17 protein-coding genes and 1 riboswitch are annotated in these 18,800 nt (G+C 65.8%); of the genes, 1 reads left to right on the forward strand and 16 read right to left on the reverse strand.

Annotated elements, in window-relative coordinates; all coding sequences use genetic code 11:
- Positions 1-163 precede the first annotated feature (163 nt).
- Positions 164-292, forward strand: coding sequence for a hypothetical protein (locus GV818_RS34555; RefSeq protein ID WP_256679527.1), 129 nt, complete (start codon positions 164-166; stop codon positions 290-292).
- A 226-nt stretch (positions 293-518) separates the two neighbouring features.
- Here the strand turns inward: GV818_RS34555 and GV818_RS24230 are convergent, their stop codons facing one another.
- The 16 genes from GV818_RS24230 to GV818_RS24305 form a co-directional block, all read right to left on the reverse strand.
- Positions 519-1,436, reverse strand: coding sequence for an ABC transporter substrate-binding protein (locus GV818_RS24230; protein WP_161777742.1), 918 nt, complete (start codon positions 1,434-1,436; stop codon positions 519-521).
- Positions 1,429-2,181 (reverse strand): (2Fe-2S) ferredoxin domain-containing protein, encoded by a 753-nt coding sequence (locus tag GV818_RS24235; RefSeq protein WP_161777743.1) that lies wholly within the window; start codon positions 2,179-2,181, stop codon positions 1,429-1,431. Before GV818_RS24235 ends, GV818_RS24230 begins: the two co-directional genes overlap by 8 nt.
- An 11-nt stretch (positions 2,182-2,192) precedes the next feature.
- A complete protein-coding gene (locus GV818_RS24240) occupies positions 2,193-4,241 on the reverse strand; it encodes a TonB-dependent receptor plug domain-containing protein (protein WP_161777744.1) in 2,049 nt (682 codons plus the stop codon).
- Positions 4,242-4,270: 29 nt separating this feature from the next.
- Positions 4,271-4,471: riboswitch (cobalamin riboswitch) on the reverse strand.
- A 77-nt stretch (positions 4,472-4,548) separates the two neighbouring features.
- Complete coding sequence (locus GV818_RS24245) at positions 4,549-5,667, reverse strand: arginine N-succinyltransferase (protein WP_161777745.1); 1,119 nt, start codon at positions 5,665-5,667, stop codon at positions 4,549-4,551.
- 61 nt (positions 5,668-5,728) lie between these two features.
- A complete protein-coding gene (locus GV818_RS24250) occupies positions 5,729-6,745 on the reverse strand; it encodes an arginine N-succinyltransferase (protein WP_161777746.1) in 1,017 nt (338 codons plus the stop codon).
- Positions 6,746-6,916: 171 nt separating this feature from the next.
- Positions 6,917-8,266 (reverse strand): APC family permease, encoded by a 1,350-nt coding sequence (locus tag GV818_RS24255; RefSeq protein WP_161777747.1) that lies wholly within the window; start codon positions 8,264-8,266, stop codon positions 6,917-6,919.
- Positions 8,267-8,449: 183 nt separating this feature from the next.
- Complete coding sequence (locus tag GV818_RS24260; RefSeq protein ID WP_161759853.1) at positions 8,450-9,202, reverse strand: N-formylglutamate amidohydrolase; 753 nt, start codon at positions 9,200-9,202, stop codon at positions 8,450-8,452.
- Positions 9,186-10,541: a glutamine synthetase gene (locus tag GV818_RS24265; protein ID WP_368668960.1), complete on the reverse strand. Its 1,356-nt coding sequence runs from the start codon at positions 10,539-10,541 to the stop codon at positions 9,186-9,188. The genes GV818_RS24260 and GV818_RS24265 overlap by 17 nt, the downstream gene beginning before the upstream one ends.
- On the reverse strand, positions 10,538-11,182 hold the full coding sequence (locus tag GV818_RS24270; RefSeq protein WP_161759854.1) for an isochorismatase family cysteine hydrolase: 645 nt from the start codon (positions 11,180-11,182) through the stop codon (positions 10,538-10,540). The genes GV818_RS24265 and GV818_RS24270 overlap by 4 nt, the downstream gene beginning before the upstream one ends.
- A 2-nt stretch (positions 11,183-11,184) precedes the next feature.
- A complete protein-coding gene (locus GV818_RS24275; protein WP_161777748.1) occupies positions 11,185-12,039 on the reverse strand; it encodes a MurR/RpiR family transcriptional regulator in 855 nt (284 codons plus the stop codon).
- A 239-nt stretch (positions 12,040-12,278) separates the two neighbouring features.
- Positions 12,279-13,106: a transporter substrate-binding domain-containing protein gene (locus tag GV818_RS24280; protein WP_161759856.1), complete on the reverse strand. Its 828-nt coding sequence runs from the start codon at positions 13,104-13,106 to the stop codon at positions 12,279-12,281.
- A gap of 48 nt (positions 13,107-13,154) precedes the next feature.
- A complete protein-coding gene (locus GV818_RS24285; protein WP_161777749.1) occupies positions 13,155-13,817 on the reverse strand; it encodes an amino acid ABC transporter permease in 663 nt (220 codons plus the stop codon).
- A complete protein-coding gene (locus GV818_RS24290) occupies positions 13,814-14,455 on the reverse strand; it encodes an amino acid ABC transporter permease (RefSeq protein ID WP_161759858.1) in 642 nt (213 codons plus the stop codon). Before GV818_RS24290 ends, GV818_RS24285 begins: the two co-directional genes overlap by 4 nt.
- Positions 14,455-15,258 carry an amino acid ABC transporter ATP-binding protein gene (locus GV818_RS24295; RefSeq protein ID WP_161777750.1) on the reverse strand — a complete coding sequence of 268 codons (804 nt, stop codon included), beginning with the start codon at positions 15,256-15,258 and terminating at the stop codon, positions 14,455-14,457. The genes GV818_RS24290 and GV818_RS24295 overlap by 1 nt, the downstream gene beginning before the upstream one ends.
- Before the next feature lie 40 nt (positions 15,259-15,298).
- Entirely contained in the window at positions 15,299-16,606 is a 1,308-nt protein-coding gene (locus tag GV818_RS24300; protein WP_161759860.1) for a M24 family metallopeptidase, read from the reverse strand.
- Between the two features lie 110 nt (positions 16,607-16,716).
- Complete coding sequence (locus tag GV818_RS24305) at positions 16,717-18,753, reverse strand: NADH:flavin oxidoreductase (RefSeq protein ID WP_161777751.1); 2,037 nt, start codon at positions 18,751-18,753, stop codon at positions 16,717-16,719.
- Positions 18,754-18,800: the final 47 nt, after the last annotated feature.

The raw sequence follows: 18,800 nt of genomic DNA on the forward strand, positions 1-18,800 counted from the left end.
ACCTGGCCCGGGTGAAAGTTGCTGCACAAACTAGCAACACGGCAAAGCAGTTGAGTTGGGACGTATCCCAAAAGAACACCAGAATGCTCTGAACCCTTAGGGGCCTGCTTCAACCAAACGCCAGGGTGTTTAAGCTTCGGCACCGCTCAACTGTCCAGATGCCATGACCGAAGCGTCCCTTAAAACCGTCGAAGGTATGCCGCACCTGGCCCGGGCACGGGACGGCTGGTGCCTGTTCGACACCGACTACAACCTCTCTACACGACTGTCCTGGCGTTGCGCCGGGGCGTGAGTGGTTGGCTGGTCCTTGGCGGATCATTCGGGGGGGCTGGTGCCCTGTATGTGCTCGCCGACAGCGTCGCGGCACGCTAGAAGCGGTGTAGCGGGTCGCTGCAGCGCGGGATGGGCAATGCCTAGCGGCACAAAATCGGTGTCGCCGCCGTACAGCCGCTGGCATCCAGGCCCAGCGCAAGGCACGAATCAAGCATCCGCGCCCGAGCCTGCGGCCACGGCAGCGCTCAATCGGCGCCCGGGTGCAGGCGCCGCGCCAGTTCCAGCGCAGTACGGCCACTGGCGATACCCGGCACCAGTTGCGTGAAGGGGATGTCGATCAGGCGTTTCTGCCGCACCGCCCGCAGCCGCGAGAGCACCGGGTCGCTGTGCAACAATTGGCGCTTGCGCGATGCCGGCGACCACAGGGCGTCAGCCAGGAGCAGCACATCCGGGTCATTGACCAGCAGGGTCTCGCTGTCCACGACCAAGCGCGGGCGGTCGATGGCAGCAAAGCTGTTGCGTGCCCCGGCGGCGTGCAGCAGCACGCCGACAAAACCGCGCTGGCCCTGGCTGGCCAGGCCGTTGACTTCACTGTCCAGGTAGAACACCGCTGGCGTTTCGCGCCCGCGGTACAAGGCCGCTGCGGCATCGAGGTCGGCGTCCATCCCGGCGATCAGCTGCCGCGCTTGCTGTTCCTTGTGCAACAGCCGGCCGAGGGTCAACAGGTCGCGGCGGATCTGCCCGAAGTAATCCTCGTCGTGCCCGGCGCAGGCCGACTCCAGCAGGTAGCTGCCGATGCCGATGGCTCCCAGGCGCTCCCGGGAACTGAAGTTGTCGGGAAACGCCGAAGCGAAGCCGCCCACCACCAGGTCGGGTTTCAGGCTGTAGAGCACTTCCGCCGAAGGGTACTGCCGGGAGATCACCGGCACGCCGTGGTAGTGCCCCTGCGCCTGGGCCAGGCCATCGTCATCCAGATAGGCGACGCCGATCATCGACGGCCCGGCGCCCAGGGCCAGCAGCAGGTCGGCACTGTGCTGGTTGAGGGCGACAATGCGTTGCGCGGGGTGTTCCAGGCGCCAGGTCTTGCCACAGTTCTCATAGCTGTCCGCCAGGGTCGGCAATGCCGCCAGCCAGAGCAGGGCGCCGAGGATCAGCCTAAGCATCTGCCGACCCTCCCGCAGGCCCGGGAATCAGCAGGTCGCGTACCGGCTCGCCCTCCACCAGGTGCCCCTGTACCAGTTGCAGCACCTGGCTGTCGTTGCTGACCCGGTACCAGCAGCCATCCGGGTGCACGGTCAGTACCGGCCCCAGGTTGCAGGGGAACTGGCAGGCGGTGCGGGTCAGCAGCACGCCACCGGGTTTTTCCATGCGCTCCAGGCGCAGCAGTTCGCGGCGCAGGGTCTTCCACAGGGGCAGGGCGCCGCGCCGTACGCAGCGTGGCCCGGTGCAGAGAAACACCTGGCGGGCGTGGGGCGGTACCCGCGACCAGTCGGGGTCGCTGGCCACGGCATTGACGTTGTCGCAGGGCAGGTGCCGCTCGCGCTGAGCGATGCTGGCGCAGGCCAGGGCCGCGTCCAGGCCACGACGGCCCAGGGCCTGAGCAGTGATCCAGAGCTTCGGCGCCTGGGGGTGAGCCCGGGCCAAGTGCCCCAGTTCATCGCGTAGCCAGTCCAGGTAGGCGCTGTCGGAGCTGGGCTCCAGGTCCACCACCAGCAGCGCCGCGCCGTCCATGGGCAAGGGTTCGCCCAGGGCGGCCCAGAGGCTGTCGAAACCGTCCAGGGTGTCGATCACCCGGGTGCTCGCGTCATCGCCGCGCTGGGCCTTGAGCTCCTTGCCAAAGGCTTCGCCGAGGGCGCCGCCGTGCAGGCCGGGGCCGACGAACAGCACCCGTTGATAATCCTCGTGCATGTCAGTCGGCCTCAGAAGCGGTAGGTGTAGCGCACTTCGCTGGTGAAGGGCCGTCCGAGGTTGTCCACCCGAGGGGCATTGCTGGCGATACTGGTGCTGTAGTCGCGGTCGAACAGGTTCTCTACCAACAGGCTCAGGCGATGTTGCTGGGCTGCGTCGAGGTAGCGATAGGCATCGGCGTCCACCACCGAGTAGTGGCCGTAGTCGACCTTCTTCGAACTGTCGATCTGGCCGATGTAGCGGATCGCCCCGCCAACGCCCCACATCCGATCCACCGACTCGTAGCCCAACCGTGAGCGGGCGAAGAAGCCGGGGATATTGCTCAGGGTCACGCCATTGCGTGCTTCCACCAGGTTGCGCGTCATGTCCGCCGAGAGGTTCCACTGCGGGCTGAACTGCCAGCGGCCATCGACTTCGACACCGCGGACCCTGATCCGCCCCTCGCCATTGACCCAGTTGATGTCATCCAGGGCGATCAGGTCGTCGATCTTGCGCTGGAAGGCGGTGATGCTGGCGTTGAAATCACCGGCCAGCAGGCGGCCCTTGTAGTCCAGGCCCAGCTCGGCATTCACGCTCTTTTCCGGCTTGAGGTTGCGGTTGCCTTTCTCGTCCTCTTCGTTGGCGAACAGCTGCTCGGCGTTGGGCAACTTGAAGGCGCTGCCGTACTGGCCACGCAGTTGCCAGTTGGCATTGAGGTCATACAGCGAGGTGAGCATGCCGACCGTGGCGCTTTCGCCGCCGCTGATTTGCTCGTGGCGCACGCCGATGCTCGGGTGCCAGTCGGGCAGGGCCTCGATCACCGGGCGCAGTTGGGCGTAGAGGGCATTGGCCTGGGCCTGGTTGTCGTCGATCTTCAGTACATCGTCCTGGCCCTTGAACCACTGGTTGTCGCTGCCGAACACCAGCACGTGGCCGCCGTCCAGCTCGGCCTTGCCTTCGGCCTGCAGGCCCCAGTCGGTGAAGCCCCAGTAGTCGTTGTGGTTGATGACCTTGGTGCCGCCGGCTGGGGTGCTGTTGATCCGCGTATAGCGGGTGTCCCAGTCGTTGACGTGGCCCTTGACGAAGTAGCTGAAGCGTTCGCCCAGGCGTTGCTCGAAGGTCGCCGTGGCGATCTGCTGGATGCGGTCGTTGGTGGTCTTCTTGTTGTCCAGCGGCCGGGCGAAATCCAGGTTGGCGTCGCTGTACTGGTAGAACAGTTCCAGCCGCGAGTCGTCGGCAAACCCCTGGATCGCCTTGGCGCCGAAGGTGCTCACTTCATAGGAGCGTTTCTTGTCGCGGGTGCTGGGGCTGTAGGCGCTGTTGCGAAACGGCTGGTAGCCGTCGGAAACGTTGTGGCTGACGTAGGCCAGCAGCCCGAGGTCGCCGAAACCGTTGCTGACGATCCGTTCCACCCGGGCATCGCCGCTCTTGCCCATGAAGCTGTCCAGGCCCAGGTTGACCTCGCCCGAGGCTTCGCGGGTCTGCGGGCTGCGGGTGACGATGTTGATCACCCCGGACACGGCCTGGGTGCCGAACAGCAGGCTCTGGCCGCCCTTGAGCACCTCGATGCGTTCAATCGCGTTGGCTGGCAGGGTATCCAGGTACAGGCCGCCGTACAGGCGGTTGTTCAGGCGCACGCCGTCCAGCAGGATCAGCGTGTCGTCGTTGCGCCCGCCGAGCAGGGAATAGGTACCGTAGTCGAAGGGGCCGTTTTTCGGTGCGACGTAAAGGCCGGGTACGTACATCTGCAGGACCCGGGTGATGTCGCTGCTGGGGCCGGCGCGCTCGATCTGCTGGCGGTCGATGATCTCGACCTTGCTGCCGAATTTCGCCATTTCGGCGACCGTGGTGGACTCCACCGAAGGGGCGGAAATCCATTGTTGGTCGAGCTTCAGGGACCCGTCATCGGCCAGCAGCAGGGGGCTGAACAGGCAGCCGAGCAGGGCACCGCTCAAGGAGCGGCGAGGCGCACGCCAGTCGCATGCAAGGAAAGGCTGGGGTGTTGTTGTCATTGTTGGTCTTCTCGAAAGTGTCTTCGGGAAGCACGCAGGAGAAGGTAGCGGGCACGCGCACGCGGCCATACCGGCCCATGCCCGCCCACCGCAGGATTGCCAAACACAAGCTTCAGGCCGGTCTCCGGGCTCACGAGGCTCGCGGCATTCGCCTTCCCATACCTGAGTACAGTGGCTGTTGAATGCAGCACTCGTTTACCGTTGCGGGGGCAGCACCGGACTAGCCCTGGGAGGGCGCACCGGTTTCCCGTTTCACCTCATGCACGGCGGCATGAGGCACCTGAAACTGAGCGGCATATGAACATTCGTCCTGGCGTTCGTCAACGGTGCGGGCGCTTTCAGGCGTTACCGGGATGCTGGGCTGCTGGCGACCGGGTCAGGGCTTGGCGCTCAGAAGCATTTCTGGCAGGGCGGTGCGGGTGGCGCGCCAGTCGCTGGCGCTGGAGGGCAGGTGGATCTGTGACTGCGCCAGGGCGCGCGAGGGGCAGGCCAGCAGCGGTACTACGCGCACCGAGTCGCCCGGTTGCAATTGCAGGCGCTTGGCGGCCAGCCGGTCCACCAGCAGGCTGCCGGCCACCACGCGCCCGGGGGCGGCGGTGATACGGCAGTTTTCCAGGCGCCGGTTGTGTATCAGCCACACCGGAGCCTGCTCATCCGGGGTGCCCACCATCAGTGGCAGGGTCTGGCTTTCGCGCACGCTGCGGATCTTCGCCACCTCGGCCTCGATCAGCGGCCCACCGTCGAAAATATCGATGCAGCCCTGATGATTGAAACCTTCGTCACGGAGGATATTCACCGCCTGCTCGGTGCTCGCGTGAGCCTGGCCGATGGCCGCCTGGGCCTCGGCGGTCAGCAGGCAGGTGTACAGCGGCTGGCGCGGCATCAGCTCGCCGATGAAGGCTTTGCCGCCGTGGCTGGAGAGGCGGTTGGCCTGGTGGAAATCCATCTTGAAAAAATGCCGGCCCAGGCTGTCCCAGAAGGGTGAGTGGCCCTGGCTGTCGAGCTGGCCGCGCAGCTCGGCCACCAGTTTGTCGCCGAACCGTGCTGGGTGTTCGGCGACGAACAGCAGGCGTGCGGTGGACAGCAGGCGGCCGGTATAGCCCTGGCGATGGTCACGGCGCAGGAACAGCGAACAGAGCAGGGATTGCCCGGTCATCTCGTTGCACAGGAACAGGGTCGGTACCTGCCGGTCGGCGCCCAGCCCCGGGGCACTGCCACAGGTCAGGCCCAGTCGGTAGTTGTAGCAGGGCTCGCGCAGGCCGATGGCGCCGCTCAGGCCGCAGATCCCGATCACCTGCTGGTCGTCGTCCTCCAGCACGAACAGGTAGTCGGCATCGGCCCGTTCTACCTGGCCGGCAAAGGTTCGTTGCGCCCAGCGGACCCGGTGCGCCAGGCGCTCGGGGTCGGTCGAGAGGTTGTTCAGGTCACGACAGCTGCCTTCCAGCAGGGCCAGCACCGCCGGCAGATCGGTGACGCGGATCGGACGGACGATCATTGGTGGCCTCCATGCCATGGTTGCGGACCATCAAGGCACGCAGGGGAATGCGGCCGCGGGTTCATAACGCGACCCCCCGCAGCAGGTCGCCCGGTTGCAGTTGCAGGGCGTCGAGCATCGCCAAGTCCAGGCCGGCGACGTCACCGGGGGCTTCGTCGAGGGCGGCAACGATGGCGCGAAATCCCTGCAGTCGCTCATTGCTCAGCAGCCAGAGTTGGCCCTGGCCGCTCTGCGGGCTCAGGTAGCAGGTGGCGACCCGGCTCTGGATGATCGAGCGTAGCTGGTTATTGCGCGCCTGCAGGGTCGGCCCGGCATCGAACAGGTCGACATACTGGGTCGCCGCAAATCCCTCGTCGACAAGGATCTCGCAGGCTTCCCGGGCATCGGGGTGGATCTGGCCGATGCAGTCCTGGGCAGATGACGGCAGCATCGGGATGTACAGCGGGTACTGGGGCATCAGTTGCGCCAGAAAACTGCGGCCCTGCAAGGCGCACAGGCGTTCGGCCTCGATGTAGGGCAGGTCGAAGAAGTGCTGGCCCACGGCTTCCCAGAACGGCGATTCACCGGCGTCATTGCTGTAGCCGACGATCTCGCTGATGCAGCTGTCGGCAAAGCGCTGGGGGTGCGCGGCGATGAACAGCAGCCGGGCGCGGGAGGTCAGTTGCGCCAGCGCGGTGCCCGACAGCGCCGCGTCGATATGGAAGCTGCGCAACAGGGTCTGCTCGCTGAGGTCATGACACAGCGACAGGGTCGGGACCCCGTGCTGGATGTTCAGCTCCCGCGAGCTGCTGATGAACGGGCGGTTGCGCAGGCTGTAGAACGGCATGGCAAAACCCGCCGTGGCGAGGATGTCCGAGCAGCCGTGCAACTGGCCGCTGTCCGGGTCCTCGAGCACCAAGAAGTAGTTTTCCGGGCCCTGGCTGGCCTCGGCCTTGGCGAAGGATACCTCGGAGTCGAGGATCTTCTCGCGCAGGCAGGTTTCGTCATCCACCAGCGAGGTCACGCCCAGCAGGCGTTCGCGGGCCAGACGCCGCAGTTGGGGTAGATCGGATAACGCCACGGGACGCAAGGCCAGCATGGGTGTACTCCTGTATCAAGGGCCGTTTTCCCCTTGGGGACGAAGCGGCCAGACATCACTGTCGGTTACCACGCAGTGCCACGGCCACGGCATCCTGTGGCCAGCCCCCGGCTGCGTTTGACGGCAGCTCTCGGGAGCGCGCGACGCCCTCGGGGCGCCACGCCAGAGCAACTATTGCTTGAGCGGGTCGGCCAGGGCGGCACCGCTGCCCAGCTTGTTCAGCAGGAACAGGTAGACCAGGCCGGCGGCGATCCAGATGGCGCCGAGTTTCTGCGCATCGACCCCCATGTTGTACATGATGGCGCAGACAATCACGAAACCGATCAGCGGGCAGATCAGGTGACGTATCACCTGGCCGGACTTCTGCCGGCGCCAGTAGAAATTGATCACCGTGATGTGCAGCAGCATGAAGCCGCTCAGGGCGCCGAAGTTCACCAGCGAGGTCAGGGTGTCCACCGAGTTGATGAACAGGTAGCAGATCAGCAGCGACAGCACTGCCACCAGGTAGATGCTGATGTGCGGGGTGTTGTGTTTCGGGTGGACCTTGGCCAGCACCTTGGGCAGCTTGCCGTCGCGGGCCATGCCGAACAGCAGGCGCGACACTGCGGCCTGCGAGGTGATCGCCACCGCCACGCCCCAGGCCAGTGCCGTGGCCACCCCGGTAAGGGTCGCCAGCCAGCTGCCGGCCGCCAGTTCGGCGATCTCGTAGAACGCGGTGTCGGCGGACTTGAAGCCCATGCCGGCGGCCAGGTCAGTGGCGATCCAGGTCTGCACCACGAAGATCGCGCCCATCACCAGCAGGGTGATCAAGGCGGCGCGCCCGACGCTGCGGCCCGGGTCGCCCTTGACCTCTTCGGCCAGGGTCGAGATGGCGTCGAAGCCGAGGAACGACAGCACGGCGATCGAGACGCCCTGCATCAGCATGCCGAAGTGGAAGTTCTCCGGGCTGTACAACGGCGCCAGGGTCAACTGGCCGTTGCCGGTGCCGCCGTGCAGTGCGTTCCAGGCGTAGAACAGGAAGATCCCCAGGACCACCAGTTGCGCCAGCAGGAACAGGATGTTCATGCGTGCGGTGAAGGTGATGCCCCGCAGGTTGACCAGGGTCGCGCTGACCAGGAAGGCCAGGATGAAGCCGACCTTGGGCACTTCTGGGTACAGGTGATTCAACGCCATGGCGGCGTAGACGTAGAGCAGCGGCGGGATCAGCAGGTAGTCCAGGAGCATCAGCCAGCCGGCGAGGAAACCGACATGGGGGTTGAGGCCACGCTGGGCATAGGAGTAGACCGAGCCGGCGATGGGAAAGGCGCGGGCCATGGCGCCGTAGCTCAGGGCGGTGAAGAGCATCGCCACCATGCCGATGATGTAGGCCAGGGGCACCATGCCCGGGGCCTCCTGGTTGACGTAGCCGTAGACCCCGAACGGGGCGATGGGAATCATGAAAATCATCCCGTAGACCACCAGGTCGCGCAGGCTCAGCCCGCGCTTGAGTTCCTGTTTGTAGCCGAATTCTTCAATCTCCATGAAGCAGTTCTCCTTGTAGCCAATGTCAGTGGGCGAAACCTGCGGCGAGGGTCGTCAGTGACACCTCGAACGTGGGCCTGTGTTCGAACCTGGCAGGGTTAAAGACACACCACAGCGGTTTTTCTAATTGTTGTACCGGTCCTGCAAACAGCGTTTGTCGCGGCCGATCTTCCGGCAAATGCGTTACAGCAGTGGTGCCAGGCAATCGCTCCAGCGCTGCACGGCCTCAGGGCTGCGCAGCAGATCGTTGCGCACCTCGATCAGTACCGAGTCCAGCCCCCGGGCATCACCGTGCACCGGCACGGTCATGTCGCTCAACGGGTCGATCTCGTAGGGCTGGTTGCCCGCCACTTTCAGCGGCAGCACCTGCAAGCCTTGCAGCACCCGTTGTGCATAGTCCCGGGCGGCGCCGAACAGCACGCCGATTTCCAGCGGGCGCGGCTGGCCGTAGTAGACCGGGGTGAAACTGTGAATCCCCACCACCCGCACTTCACGGCCCGCCGCCAGGCGCTGGTCGATGATCTGTTGCAGACGCTGGTGAAACGGTTGGAACAACTGCTGGCGGCGGTACTCGCGGGTCGCCTCATCGAGGTGCTGGTTGCCCGGCACCTGATAGATCTCGCTCTGCAGCGGGATGCTGTCGGGGGCATGCCGCGGCCGGTTCAGGTCGATCAGCAAACGCGAATAATTGGCCGCGATCAGGGTCGCGCCCAGGGCCCGGGACAGGCTTTGGGCCAGTTCCAGGGCGCCCGGGTCCCAGGCAATGTGCTCGCGGGCCGCCACCGGGTCCAGGCCCAGGTCGTGCAGGGCTGGTGGAATATAAGGGCTGGCGTGTTCGCACACCAGAATCAGCGGATGCTCGGAGTCTTCCCGGATCAGGCGATAGGCCGGCTCGGTGTAGAGCCCCAGCTCAGCGGATTTAATACAGATGTCCATAGTGCTCACACAGTTGGGCAGCGGTCAGGTGCTCGGTCAGGGACACTTCCTTTTGTTTGACGGCGAAATAAGTGTTCAGCAGCTCCTGCGGCAGGTGCTGCAGCAACTCGTGGTTGCCCCGCAGGCATTCCAGGGCCTGGGGCAGGGTGCCCGGCAGCGGCACGATGCCGCTGGCCAGGCGCTGTTCGACGCTGAGCTCATCGGGGACCTTGTCGGTCACCGCATTGAGGGCCAGCTGTTGCTCGATGCCCAGGCGCCCGGCGATCAGCACCACGGCCATCGCCAGGTGCGGTGAAGCGGTGGCGTCCAGGGCGCGAAATTCCAGGTTGTATTGCGGCGCCACGGGTTTGCCGCCGATGGCCACGGTCGGGCAGATGCGCAGCGAGGCTTCGCGGTTGCGCAGGCCCAGGCAGGCATAGGAGGCGCTCCAGTGATGGGGCTGCAGGCGCTCGTAGGAAACCGGGGTGGGCGCAGTGAACGCGCAGAGTGCCGGCAGGTGCTTGAGCACCCCGGCGGCCCAGTGCTGGCCGAGGCTCGACAAATCGTCGCCGCTTACCGCCTGGGGATCGTAGAGCAGCGGTTCACCGTCCAGGTCCTGCAGGCTCAGGTGCAGGTGCACGCCGTTGCACACCGCGTTCTCGGCGGTCTTGGGCGCAAAACTGACCTTATGCCCCAACTGCCGGGCGATCTCCCGGGTGATCTCGCGCACGTTCACCGCGCGGTCGGCGGCGGCCAGGCCCTGGGTCGGGCGGCAAGTGATTTCGTACTGCTGCTTGCCGTATTCAGGGAGGAACATTTCCGGTTCGGCGCCGGCGGCCCGCAGCGCCGCCAGCAGCCAGCCACCGAAGGCCGCGCCTTGGCGCTGGGCTTCCAGGGAGAAGGCCAGGTGCTCGGTTTGCTGGCTGCCGGTGTCGAGGTTGAATTCGTGCTCGAAGGCCGCAGTGATCTGAATGCCCAGCTCGCGGTAGCGCTCGACCTCGGCGCGCAGCAGAGTGCGCGGGCAGGCGGCCCAGGGCTGGCCATCGGTCTCACAGATGTCGGCGTGAATGAAATCCAGGGGCGGCGCCGTAGCGTCCGGCCCGGCACCGACACTGACCCGGCTATCCAGATCGGGGATCAATCGCAGGTCGCCATAGGCGCCCCAGGGATTGTCCTCGGCGATCAAGTCCTGCGGGGTCAGGGCGCTGTTGGCCGGCACCCAGCCGCAGCCGCCGACCCGGTAGCGCTCCAGCTCATCGCTGGGAAACGAGCGCCCGCGAGTCACGCCGATCAGGTCGGTGGTGACGATGCTGGTCATTGTCACCGGCGTCAGGGCCTCGATGCCCTGGCCGCGGTTCACCCGCGGATCTCCCGCAGGCGGCCGAGCACCGTGGCGGTATCGGTGATCCAGCAGTAACCCTTGATCGCGTTGAGGCAGGCCTGGTGCCGGGTATCGCCGTAGGTGGCGCAGGCATCTTCCACCAGGGTCACCAGGTAGCCACGGTCGGCGGCGTCACGCACCGCCATGTCCACGCACTGATCGGTGACGATCCCGGCGATGATCAGGTGACGGGTTTCCAGGTTGCGCAGCACGTAGTCGATGTTGGTGGAGTTGAATACTCCGGACGAGGTCTTGGGCAGCACGATCTCGTTTTCCACCGGTGCCAGTTCATCGATGATCGCCGCCTGGGGGCTGCCCTTGGGCAAGTGCATGTCCGACAGCTTGTGGTCCAGGGAGCGGTCGCGGCCGTCGGCGGTGAGGCTCTCGATAATCGTGTGCAGCACGTTCTGCCGTGCTTCGCGCACCGCTGCCAGGAGCTTCTGCTGGTTGGGAATCACCTGCTCCCGGGCGCGCTTGAGGAAAGCTTCGCCCTCGGGGCCTTGCAGGTGCGGGTCGAACTGCGGCTCAAGCCAGGCTCGTTGCATGTCCACCAGCAGCAGGGCGGTGTGATCGACAACGAACGGCACGTCGCGAGGCGAGCGATGGGGCAGGCTGAACATCCTTATTTCTCCTCCAGCACATGAGTAGCGAATTCCGCCCGCAGGGCATCGATGCCCTCCAGGCGTTGATCAAGATGGGGGCTGCGCGGGGTCAGGCAGGCAATCAGTGCCTCGACCTGGGCCAGCGCCGGCACCAGGGTGTCGAACGGCGACATCGATTCCACCGGGGCACTGATGATCAGGTCGGCCAGTTCCCGCAGCGGCGAGGCATAGATGTCGGTGAACAGCACCACCCGAGCGTTGCGCGCCTTGGCTGCGCTGGCCACCCGCAGGGCCTGGGACTGATAGCGGCGGTAGTCGAACAGCAGCACCACGTCCTGGCGTTGCAGATCGAACAGCCGGTCCGGCAGTTGGGCGTTGTCTTCGAGGGCGTAGCAGCCTGGGCGCATCAACTGCAGGTGGTTGAGCAGGTAATGGGCGAGGAAGCAGCTGAAGCGTCCGCCGAAACAGTGCACGCAATGCCGGCTGTCGAGCAGCCAGTCGATGAGTATGCGGATGTCTTCGGGTTGGGTCAGGGCGTGGGTGTCCTGCAGGGCGCGCTGGCTGTCCGCGAGGTAGCTGCCCCAGGTATCGCCCTGGGCCACTTGTGTGCGGGGGCGCAGCAGGGTGCTGGGGGATCGCAGGCGGTCATCCATGTCGCTGAGCAAGGCTTCCTGGAATTCGCCGTAGCCGTTGAAACCGAGCTTTTTCACTAGCCGCACGATGGTCGGGTCGCTGACCCCGGCGCGTTCGGCCAGGCGTGACATGGGCCCCAGTCCGTTGCGTGGGTAGTGGTCGAGCAGGGCGCGTACGACTTTGCGCTCTGAGGGCGTGAGGTCGAGGGCGGGGGCGGTGATCAGGTCTCTGAGAGAGGGCATCGAGGCGCCTTGGAAGCCGGATGTAGTTTTTGTTTCACAAGATGGCAAAAAGATATTTATGTAATAGACACTACAAGTCTAGTGAAATCTTCAGTGGTGGCAAAGTGCTTTGATTGTTTGGGGGGGGCTTGGGAGGGGGATTCGGTGCTGCGGTCGCGGCGGCTATTGGTTCCGCTCTGTGTACATATCCGTTGCCGCCATAACCGCAGCACCGGATATGTACTCCACCCCAAGAAAACTCAAGGCACCAACCGTGCCTCCCCAACATCTGCCGCCTCAGCACTCAACCCAAACTTCTGCAAAATCCCCGCAATCTCTCCCGACTCATGCATTCCCCGAATATTGGCACTCAATGCCTCCCCCAGCGCCTGGTTCTGCTTGCCATGCGGAAACGCCACCTGCCCAGGTTGCAGGGTCGCCTGCACCCGCGGATCGGGCTCGGCGACTTTCACCACCTGCCCTGGATAGGCCCCCTTGCCCTGGGAGGCCACCGCGACGGCATAGCTGTCGGCAGCGGCTTCGATACGCCCGGCCATCAAATCCTGAGCCATGGCCACCGGATTTGGATACAGCACCAACTGGCTGCCCAGCAGCTTCTGCAGATCGGCCTGCCACAGATAGCCCTGCACCGTGCCCACGCGCTTGCCCTCAAGCTGCGCCGGAGTGCTCAAGCCTTGGGCCGAGATGATCCCCATCATGTCCAGGTACAGCGGCGCCGACAGCCCCAGCACCTTGTTCCGCGCTTCGGTCCGGTACCAGTCACCAATCGCCACGTCGGCGCGGCGGGCGATCACCGACTGGATCACCGCCGCCGGGTCCACCACCGTGGCCTTGATCTGCAGGCATTCGCGGGCGGCGATCAGTTTGATGATCTCGCCATCGACCCCGCTGAGCTGGTTGTCCGGCCCGGGAATGGAGTAGGGCGGGAACACCCAGGCGGCCACGGTGAGCACCCCGGGGGTCAGGGTCTCGAAGCGGTGGGCGGGTTCGCAGGTGGCTGCCGAGGCGCCGCTGCCAATGAGCAGCAGGATGCAGAGAGCCAAGGACTGTTTGCGCGTGCGGGTCATGGTTTCACCTTGCCTGTCGTGAGTGGGGCGAATACGGCCGGGGCCGCGTCAGTGCTGCTGGTGGCGTACCAGCCGTCTTTCCAGTGCCGCCACCAGCAATGTGGCAGGGGCACAGACTGCGGCGTACATCAGGCCGGCCAGGGACAGCACCGGCATGTACTCGAAAGTCGTCGAACCAATCGATGAAGCCCGGCTGACCAGCTCCGGCAGGGCGATGGTGAAACACAGGGATGTGGCCTGGAACATCATGATCGAGAAGCCCAGCAACGAGGGCAGGGCGACTTTCAGCGCCTGGGGCAGGATCACGAAGCGCAGGCTGTCCAAGGGGGTCAGCCCCATGACTCCGGCAGCTTCCAGTTGGCCCCGGGGCACCGCCTGGATACCGGCGCGAATGATCTCGCTGGTGTAGGCGCCGGTGCACCAGGCCAGGGCCAGCACTGCGGCCCAGTAGGAGCTCAGGGTCAGCCCCGCCGAGGGCAGGCCGAAGTAGAAGAACTGCAGCAGGATCAGCGCCGGTGCCCCGCGCCCGACTTCCACCAGCACCAGCGCCGGGTAGCGCAGCACCCGCAGCCGGTTCGACACCCCAAGGGCCAGCAGCAAGCCCAGGGCAATGCCCAGGCCCAGGCACAGGGCGGTGACTTGCAAGGACAGGACGAAGCCCGGCCACAGTTCTGGCAGCCATTGCTGCCACATCTCGAGCACGGCGTTCATGTCGCGCTCCGCTGCCGCAGGCGGGCATCCAGCCAGCGCGAGAACAGTGCCACTGGCAGGCTCAGCACCAGGTACACCAGGGCCGCGGTGGCGTACACCGCCAACCCGGAGAAGCTTTCCTGGGACAGCTTGTAGGCCTGGAAACTGACCTCGGCCACCCCCAGGGTCGAGGCCACGGCGGAATCCTTGAGCAGGCCGATGGCGTAGGTGGCGGCGCTGGGAATCGCCACCTTGACCAGCTGCGGCAGGACCACGTCGAAGAAACGCTGGCGCCGCGACAGGTTGAGCACCGTGGCGGCTTCGAACTGGCCGCTGGGGATCGCCAGCAGGGCGCCGCGATACACCTCCGACATCTGCGCCGCGGTGATCAGCCCCAGGCCCAGCACCGCCGCGGCGAAGGGCGAGATCGGCAGCCACTCACCGCCCAGGCCGAAGAAGATGAAGAACAGCCAGACGATGGGCGGGATCGAGCGCAGCGTCAGGACGATCAGCGAGGCGCCCAGGCTCAGCAGTGGCAGGCGCGACAGGCGCATGGCGCACAGCGGGAAGCCGAGGATCAGGCCCATGGCAAAGGCCGCGCCGGTCAGTGCCAGGGTCCAGGGCACGCCGCCCAGCATCAGGCCAAGGTCGGTGAGCATCAGCGATTCCTCACGGCCTGGAGAAACTTCACCACCCGTTCGTTCTGTGGGTGGCGCATCACCGCCTGGCTGGCGCCCTGTTCGATGATCCGCCCTTCGGCCATCACCAGCACCCGGTCGGAGACGGTTTCGGCGAAGTGCATTTCATGGGTCACGACAATCATCGACATGCCGTCCCGGGCCAGCTCCTTCATCACTGCCAGCACTTCCAGGCCCAACTCCGGATCGAGGGCCGAGGTGGGTTCATCGAACAGCATCAGTTCCGGCTCCAGGGCCAGGGCCCGGGCAATGGCGATGCGTTGCTGCTGGCCGCCGGAACAGCGCGCCGGGTAGTGCTCGGCCTTGTCCGCCAGGCCGACCCGCTCCAGCAGCTGCATGGAGACCCGGTCGGCCTCGGCGGGGCTGCGGCCCAGGGTGCGGATCTGTGCCAGGCTGACGTTGCGCAGCACCGTCAGGTGCGGAAACAGGTTGAACGACTGGAACACCATGCCGATCCGCCGTCGCAGTTGCACCAGTTCGGCCCGCGTGGGCGGGCGCTGGGCGTCGATCTGCAGGCCGTCCATGCTGATCCGCCCGCTGCTCGGCGGCTCCAGTTGGTTGATGCAGCGCAGCAGGGTGCTCTTGCCCGAGCCGCTGGGGCCGATGATCGCCAGCACTTCGCCTTTTTCCATCTGGAAGCACACGTCGTGCAGTACCGGGTAGGGGCCGAACTGCTTGCCGATCGCGTGCAGTTGCAGGAAGGGCGGCGCGGCGTCAACGGCGGCCGCCGAGGCGGGGGCTTGCGTATGCAGGTTGAGGTTCATGCGGTTCTCCGAAGGTCAACGGCAGGCAAACGCGGGCAGGTCAGCGCTCGAGGTCCAGCAGCGGGGTGCTGGAAAGCACCTGCGGACCCTGGGCGCTGATCAATACCTGCTGCTCCAGCTTGACCCCCTGTGCGCCGCCTTGTTCGCCAATGAAGCTCTCCACCGAGACCACCATGTTTTCCTCGAAGTGGCCGTCGTAGCCCCACTCCGGGAAGTCCACCGCATAGGCCACGCTGGGGTATTCGTCCACCAGGCCGACGCCGTGCAGCATCATCATGTAGCGGTGGTGCCGGTAGCGTTCCGGCACCGGCCAGCAGTGCTCGGCGAACTCGCGGAACGAGCAGCCGGGGCGCAGCAGTTCGAGGTTGCGGCCGATCTGCTCGGCAGCGGTTTCCAGCAGCCGTCGCTGCTCGGCAGCGACGGGTTTGCCGGGGCAGACGAAACTGCGCGAGATGTCCGAGAGGTAGCCGCCGGGGCCGACCATGTCGGTGTCGAAACAGACCATCTCGCCGGCCTCGATGCGCTTGTCCGAGGCCTCCTGGAACCACGGGTTGGTGCGCTGGCCGGAGTTCAGCAGGCGGCTTTCCGCCCATTCGCCGCCGTGGGCCACGTTGGTCTCGTGGAGCACGCTCCACAGTTGGTTCTCGGTGATCCCCGGCACCAGGCTGTGGCGCATGCGGGCGATGGCCAGGTCGCAGACCGCCATCGACACCCGGTGGCTGGCCAGCTCCTCGACGGACTTGAGCATCCGCGCCTGTTCCATCAGCGGCTGGGCGTCGAACAGCTGGATCCCGTGATCGAGGAGTTTCTGCGTGCCCAGGGGATCGCAGCGGTCCACCGCCAGGCGCCGGTTGTGGCCGCCGTGCTGCTGCATCAAGGCGGCGATTTGCCCCGCCCACAGGGCGGCCTTTTCCGCGACCCGGGGGCCCGCGAGAAAGTACAGCCAGGGGATCGCCGGGCGGATTTCGTCAATGCTCTCGATCCCTTCGCTGTTGTGTTGGCTGCTGCTGAAGTCGAACAGCACCAGCGGTCCGTCGGTGGCGATGAACACATAGCGGCTGGGGGAATGCATGACCCACAGGCCAAGGTTATGGGTGTCGGTGGCGTAGCGGATGTTGATCGTGTCGGCCAGCAGCACCCCGGCGTAGTCGTGTTCGCGCAGTTGCTGGCGAATCCGCTCCAGGCGGTAGCGGCGCAAGGCCGGGCGATCGATGGCGGCGTGGGCCTGGAGCAGCCCCCGGTCCACCGGGGCCAATTGATAGCGGCTGACGGCGGGGTCCTGGCGAAAGGCCGGGGCGTTGGGTGAATCTGTGTGCACAGGCTGTGACAACGGTTGACGACTGTTCATGGCGCAACTCCGCAGGGGCCGGCCGAGACGAAGCATTCGTTCCGGCGGGTCGACAGTGAGGCAGTGAATCAGGTCATGGACCGGCGCTCTGGCGGCGCCTGGCCCGGGGTTCAGAGATCCTTGAGCAGGCGCAATGCGTCGTAGATCGCTGCGTGGGTGTTGCGCGACGCAACCGCGTCGCCGATCCGGAACAGTTGGAAGGCTCCCTGAGGGTGGTCCGCGACACTTTGCGGCTGGCCGGCGATCAGTTGCCCATAGTCCACCGCGCCCTGGTTGCGCGACAGCGGCTTGAGCTCGAAATACAACTCGTCCAGGGGGCGGGTGCCGTGGTTGACCACGATCTGGTCGAACGCCCGGTGTTTTTCCAGCGGCCCGTAGTCGCTGCCCAGGTGCGCGATCAGGCTTGCGCCGTCGCGTTCCACGCGCTTGAGCCGGTAGGTCACGGTGAAGGTGGTATCCAGGGTTTGCAGCGAGCGCATGAACGGCACCAGGTTCATGCCCATCACCTCCGGCGCGAAGGCCCGGTCGGGGGTCATGATCTCGGTGCGTGCGCCGCTCAGGGCGATGACTTCCGCCGCTTGCAGGCCGGCGGCGTCGCCGGCGTCGTCGTACACCAGCACATTGCGCCCGGGTTTGACGTCGCCGGAAAGAATGTCCCAGCTGGACACCAGCCACTGGTTGCCCGATTCCAGCACTTCGGTGTGGGGCAGGCCGCCGGTGGCGATGATGACCACATCGGCCTGGTGCGCCAGCACGCTGTCGCGTTCGGCCCAGGCATTGAAGTGGAACTGCACGCCGAGGCGGTCGCACTGGGCCATGCGCCAGTCGATGATGCTGATCATCTCCTTGCGCCGTGGCGAGCGGACGCTCAGGCGGATCTGCCCACCGGGCTGGTCGGCGGCTTCCAGCACCGTCACCTGGTGCCCGCGTTCGCCGGCCACCCGGGCCGCTTCCAGGCCGGCCGGGCCGGCGCCGATGATCAGTACCTTGCGCTTGAGCGCAGCTTTGGGAATGTCATGGGGCATGGTGGTTTCGCGGCCGGTGGCGGCGTTGTGGATGCAGTAGGCGGCGCCGCCGTGGTAGATCCGGTCCAGGCAATAGTTGGCGCCGACGCAGGGGCGGATGTCTTGCTCGCGGCCTTCGATGATCTTGCGCACCAGGTGCGGGTCGGTCATGTGCGCCCGGGTCATGCCCACCAGGTCCACCAGGCCACTGGCAATCGCGTGGCGGGCGGTGGCCACGTCGGGGATCTTCGCTGCGTGCAGGGTCGGCATGCCGGTATGGGCACGGACTTCCCCGGCGAAATCCAGGTGCGGGGCGTTGCGCATGCCCTGGATCGGAATCACGTCGGTGAGCCCGGCGTCGGTCTCGATATGGCCGCGGATCACGTTGAGAAAATCCACCATGCCGCATTCGCTCAGCAGCTGGGAGATGCGCAGGCCGTCGGTCTTGTCCAGGCCGCCGCTGATCACTTCATCGGCGGTGTAGCGCAGGCCGACGATGAATTCGCTGCCGACCCGCTGGCGGATCGCCTTGAGCACGTCGAAGGTGAAGCGCAAGCGGTTTTCCAGGGCACCGCCGTAGGGGCCATCGAGGTCGTTGGTCAGCGGCGACCAGAACTGGTCCATCAAGTGGCCGTAGGCTTGCAGCTCGATGCCATCCAGGCCGGCGGCCTGCATGTGCTCGGCGGCGGTGGCGTAGTCGCCGATGATGCGCTCGATATCCCAATGCTCCAGGCGCTTGGGAAAGGCCCGGTGGGCCGGTTCGCGCTGGTGTGAAGGCGACACCACCGGCAGCCAGTCGCCCTTGTCCCAGCGGGTCCGGCGGCCCAGGTGGGTGAGCTGGATCATCACCGCGGCGCCGTGCTCGTGGCACTCGTCGGCCAGGGCTTTCATCCACGGCACCACTTCTTCCTTGTAGGCCAGGATGTTGTTGAACACCGGCGGGCTGTCGCGGGAAATGGCCGCCGAGCCTGCGGTCATGGTCATGGCCACACCGGCCTTGGCCCGCTCCACGTGATAGGCCCGATACAGCTCCTTGGGCATGCCGTCCTCGGGGTAGGCCGGCTCGTGGGAGGTGGTGATGATGCGGTTGCGCAGGGTCAGGTGCTTGAGCTGGAACGGTTGCAGAAGCGGATCGTTGTTCATCTCGGTCCCTCAGCAGGTGTATCAGGCGAAATCAACATAGAACTCAA

The organism is Pseudomonas sp. Fl4BN1 (assembly GCF_009908285.1).
GTDB lineage: Bacteria > Pseudomonadota > Gammaproteobacteria > Pseudomonadales > Pseudomonadaceae > Aquipseudomonas.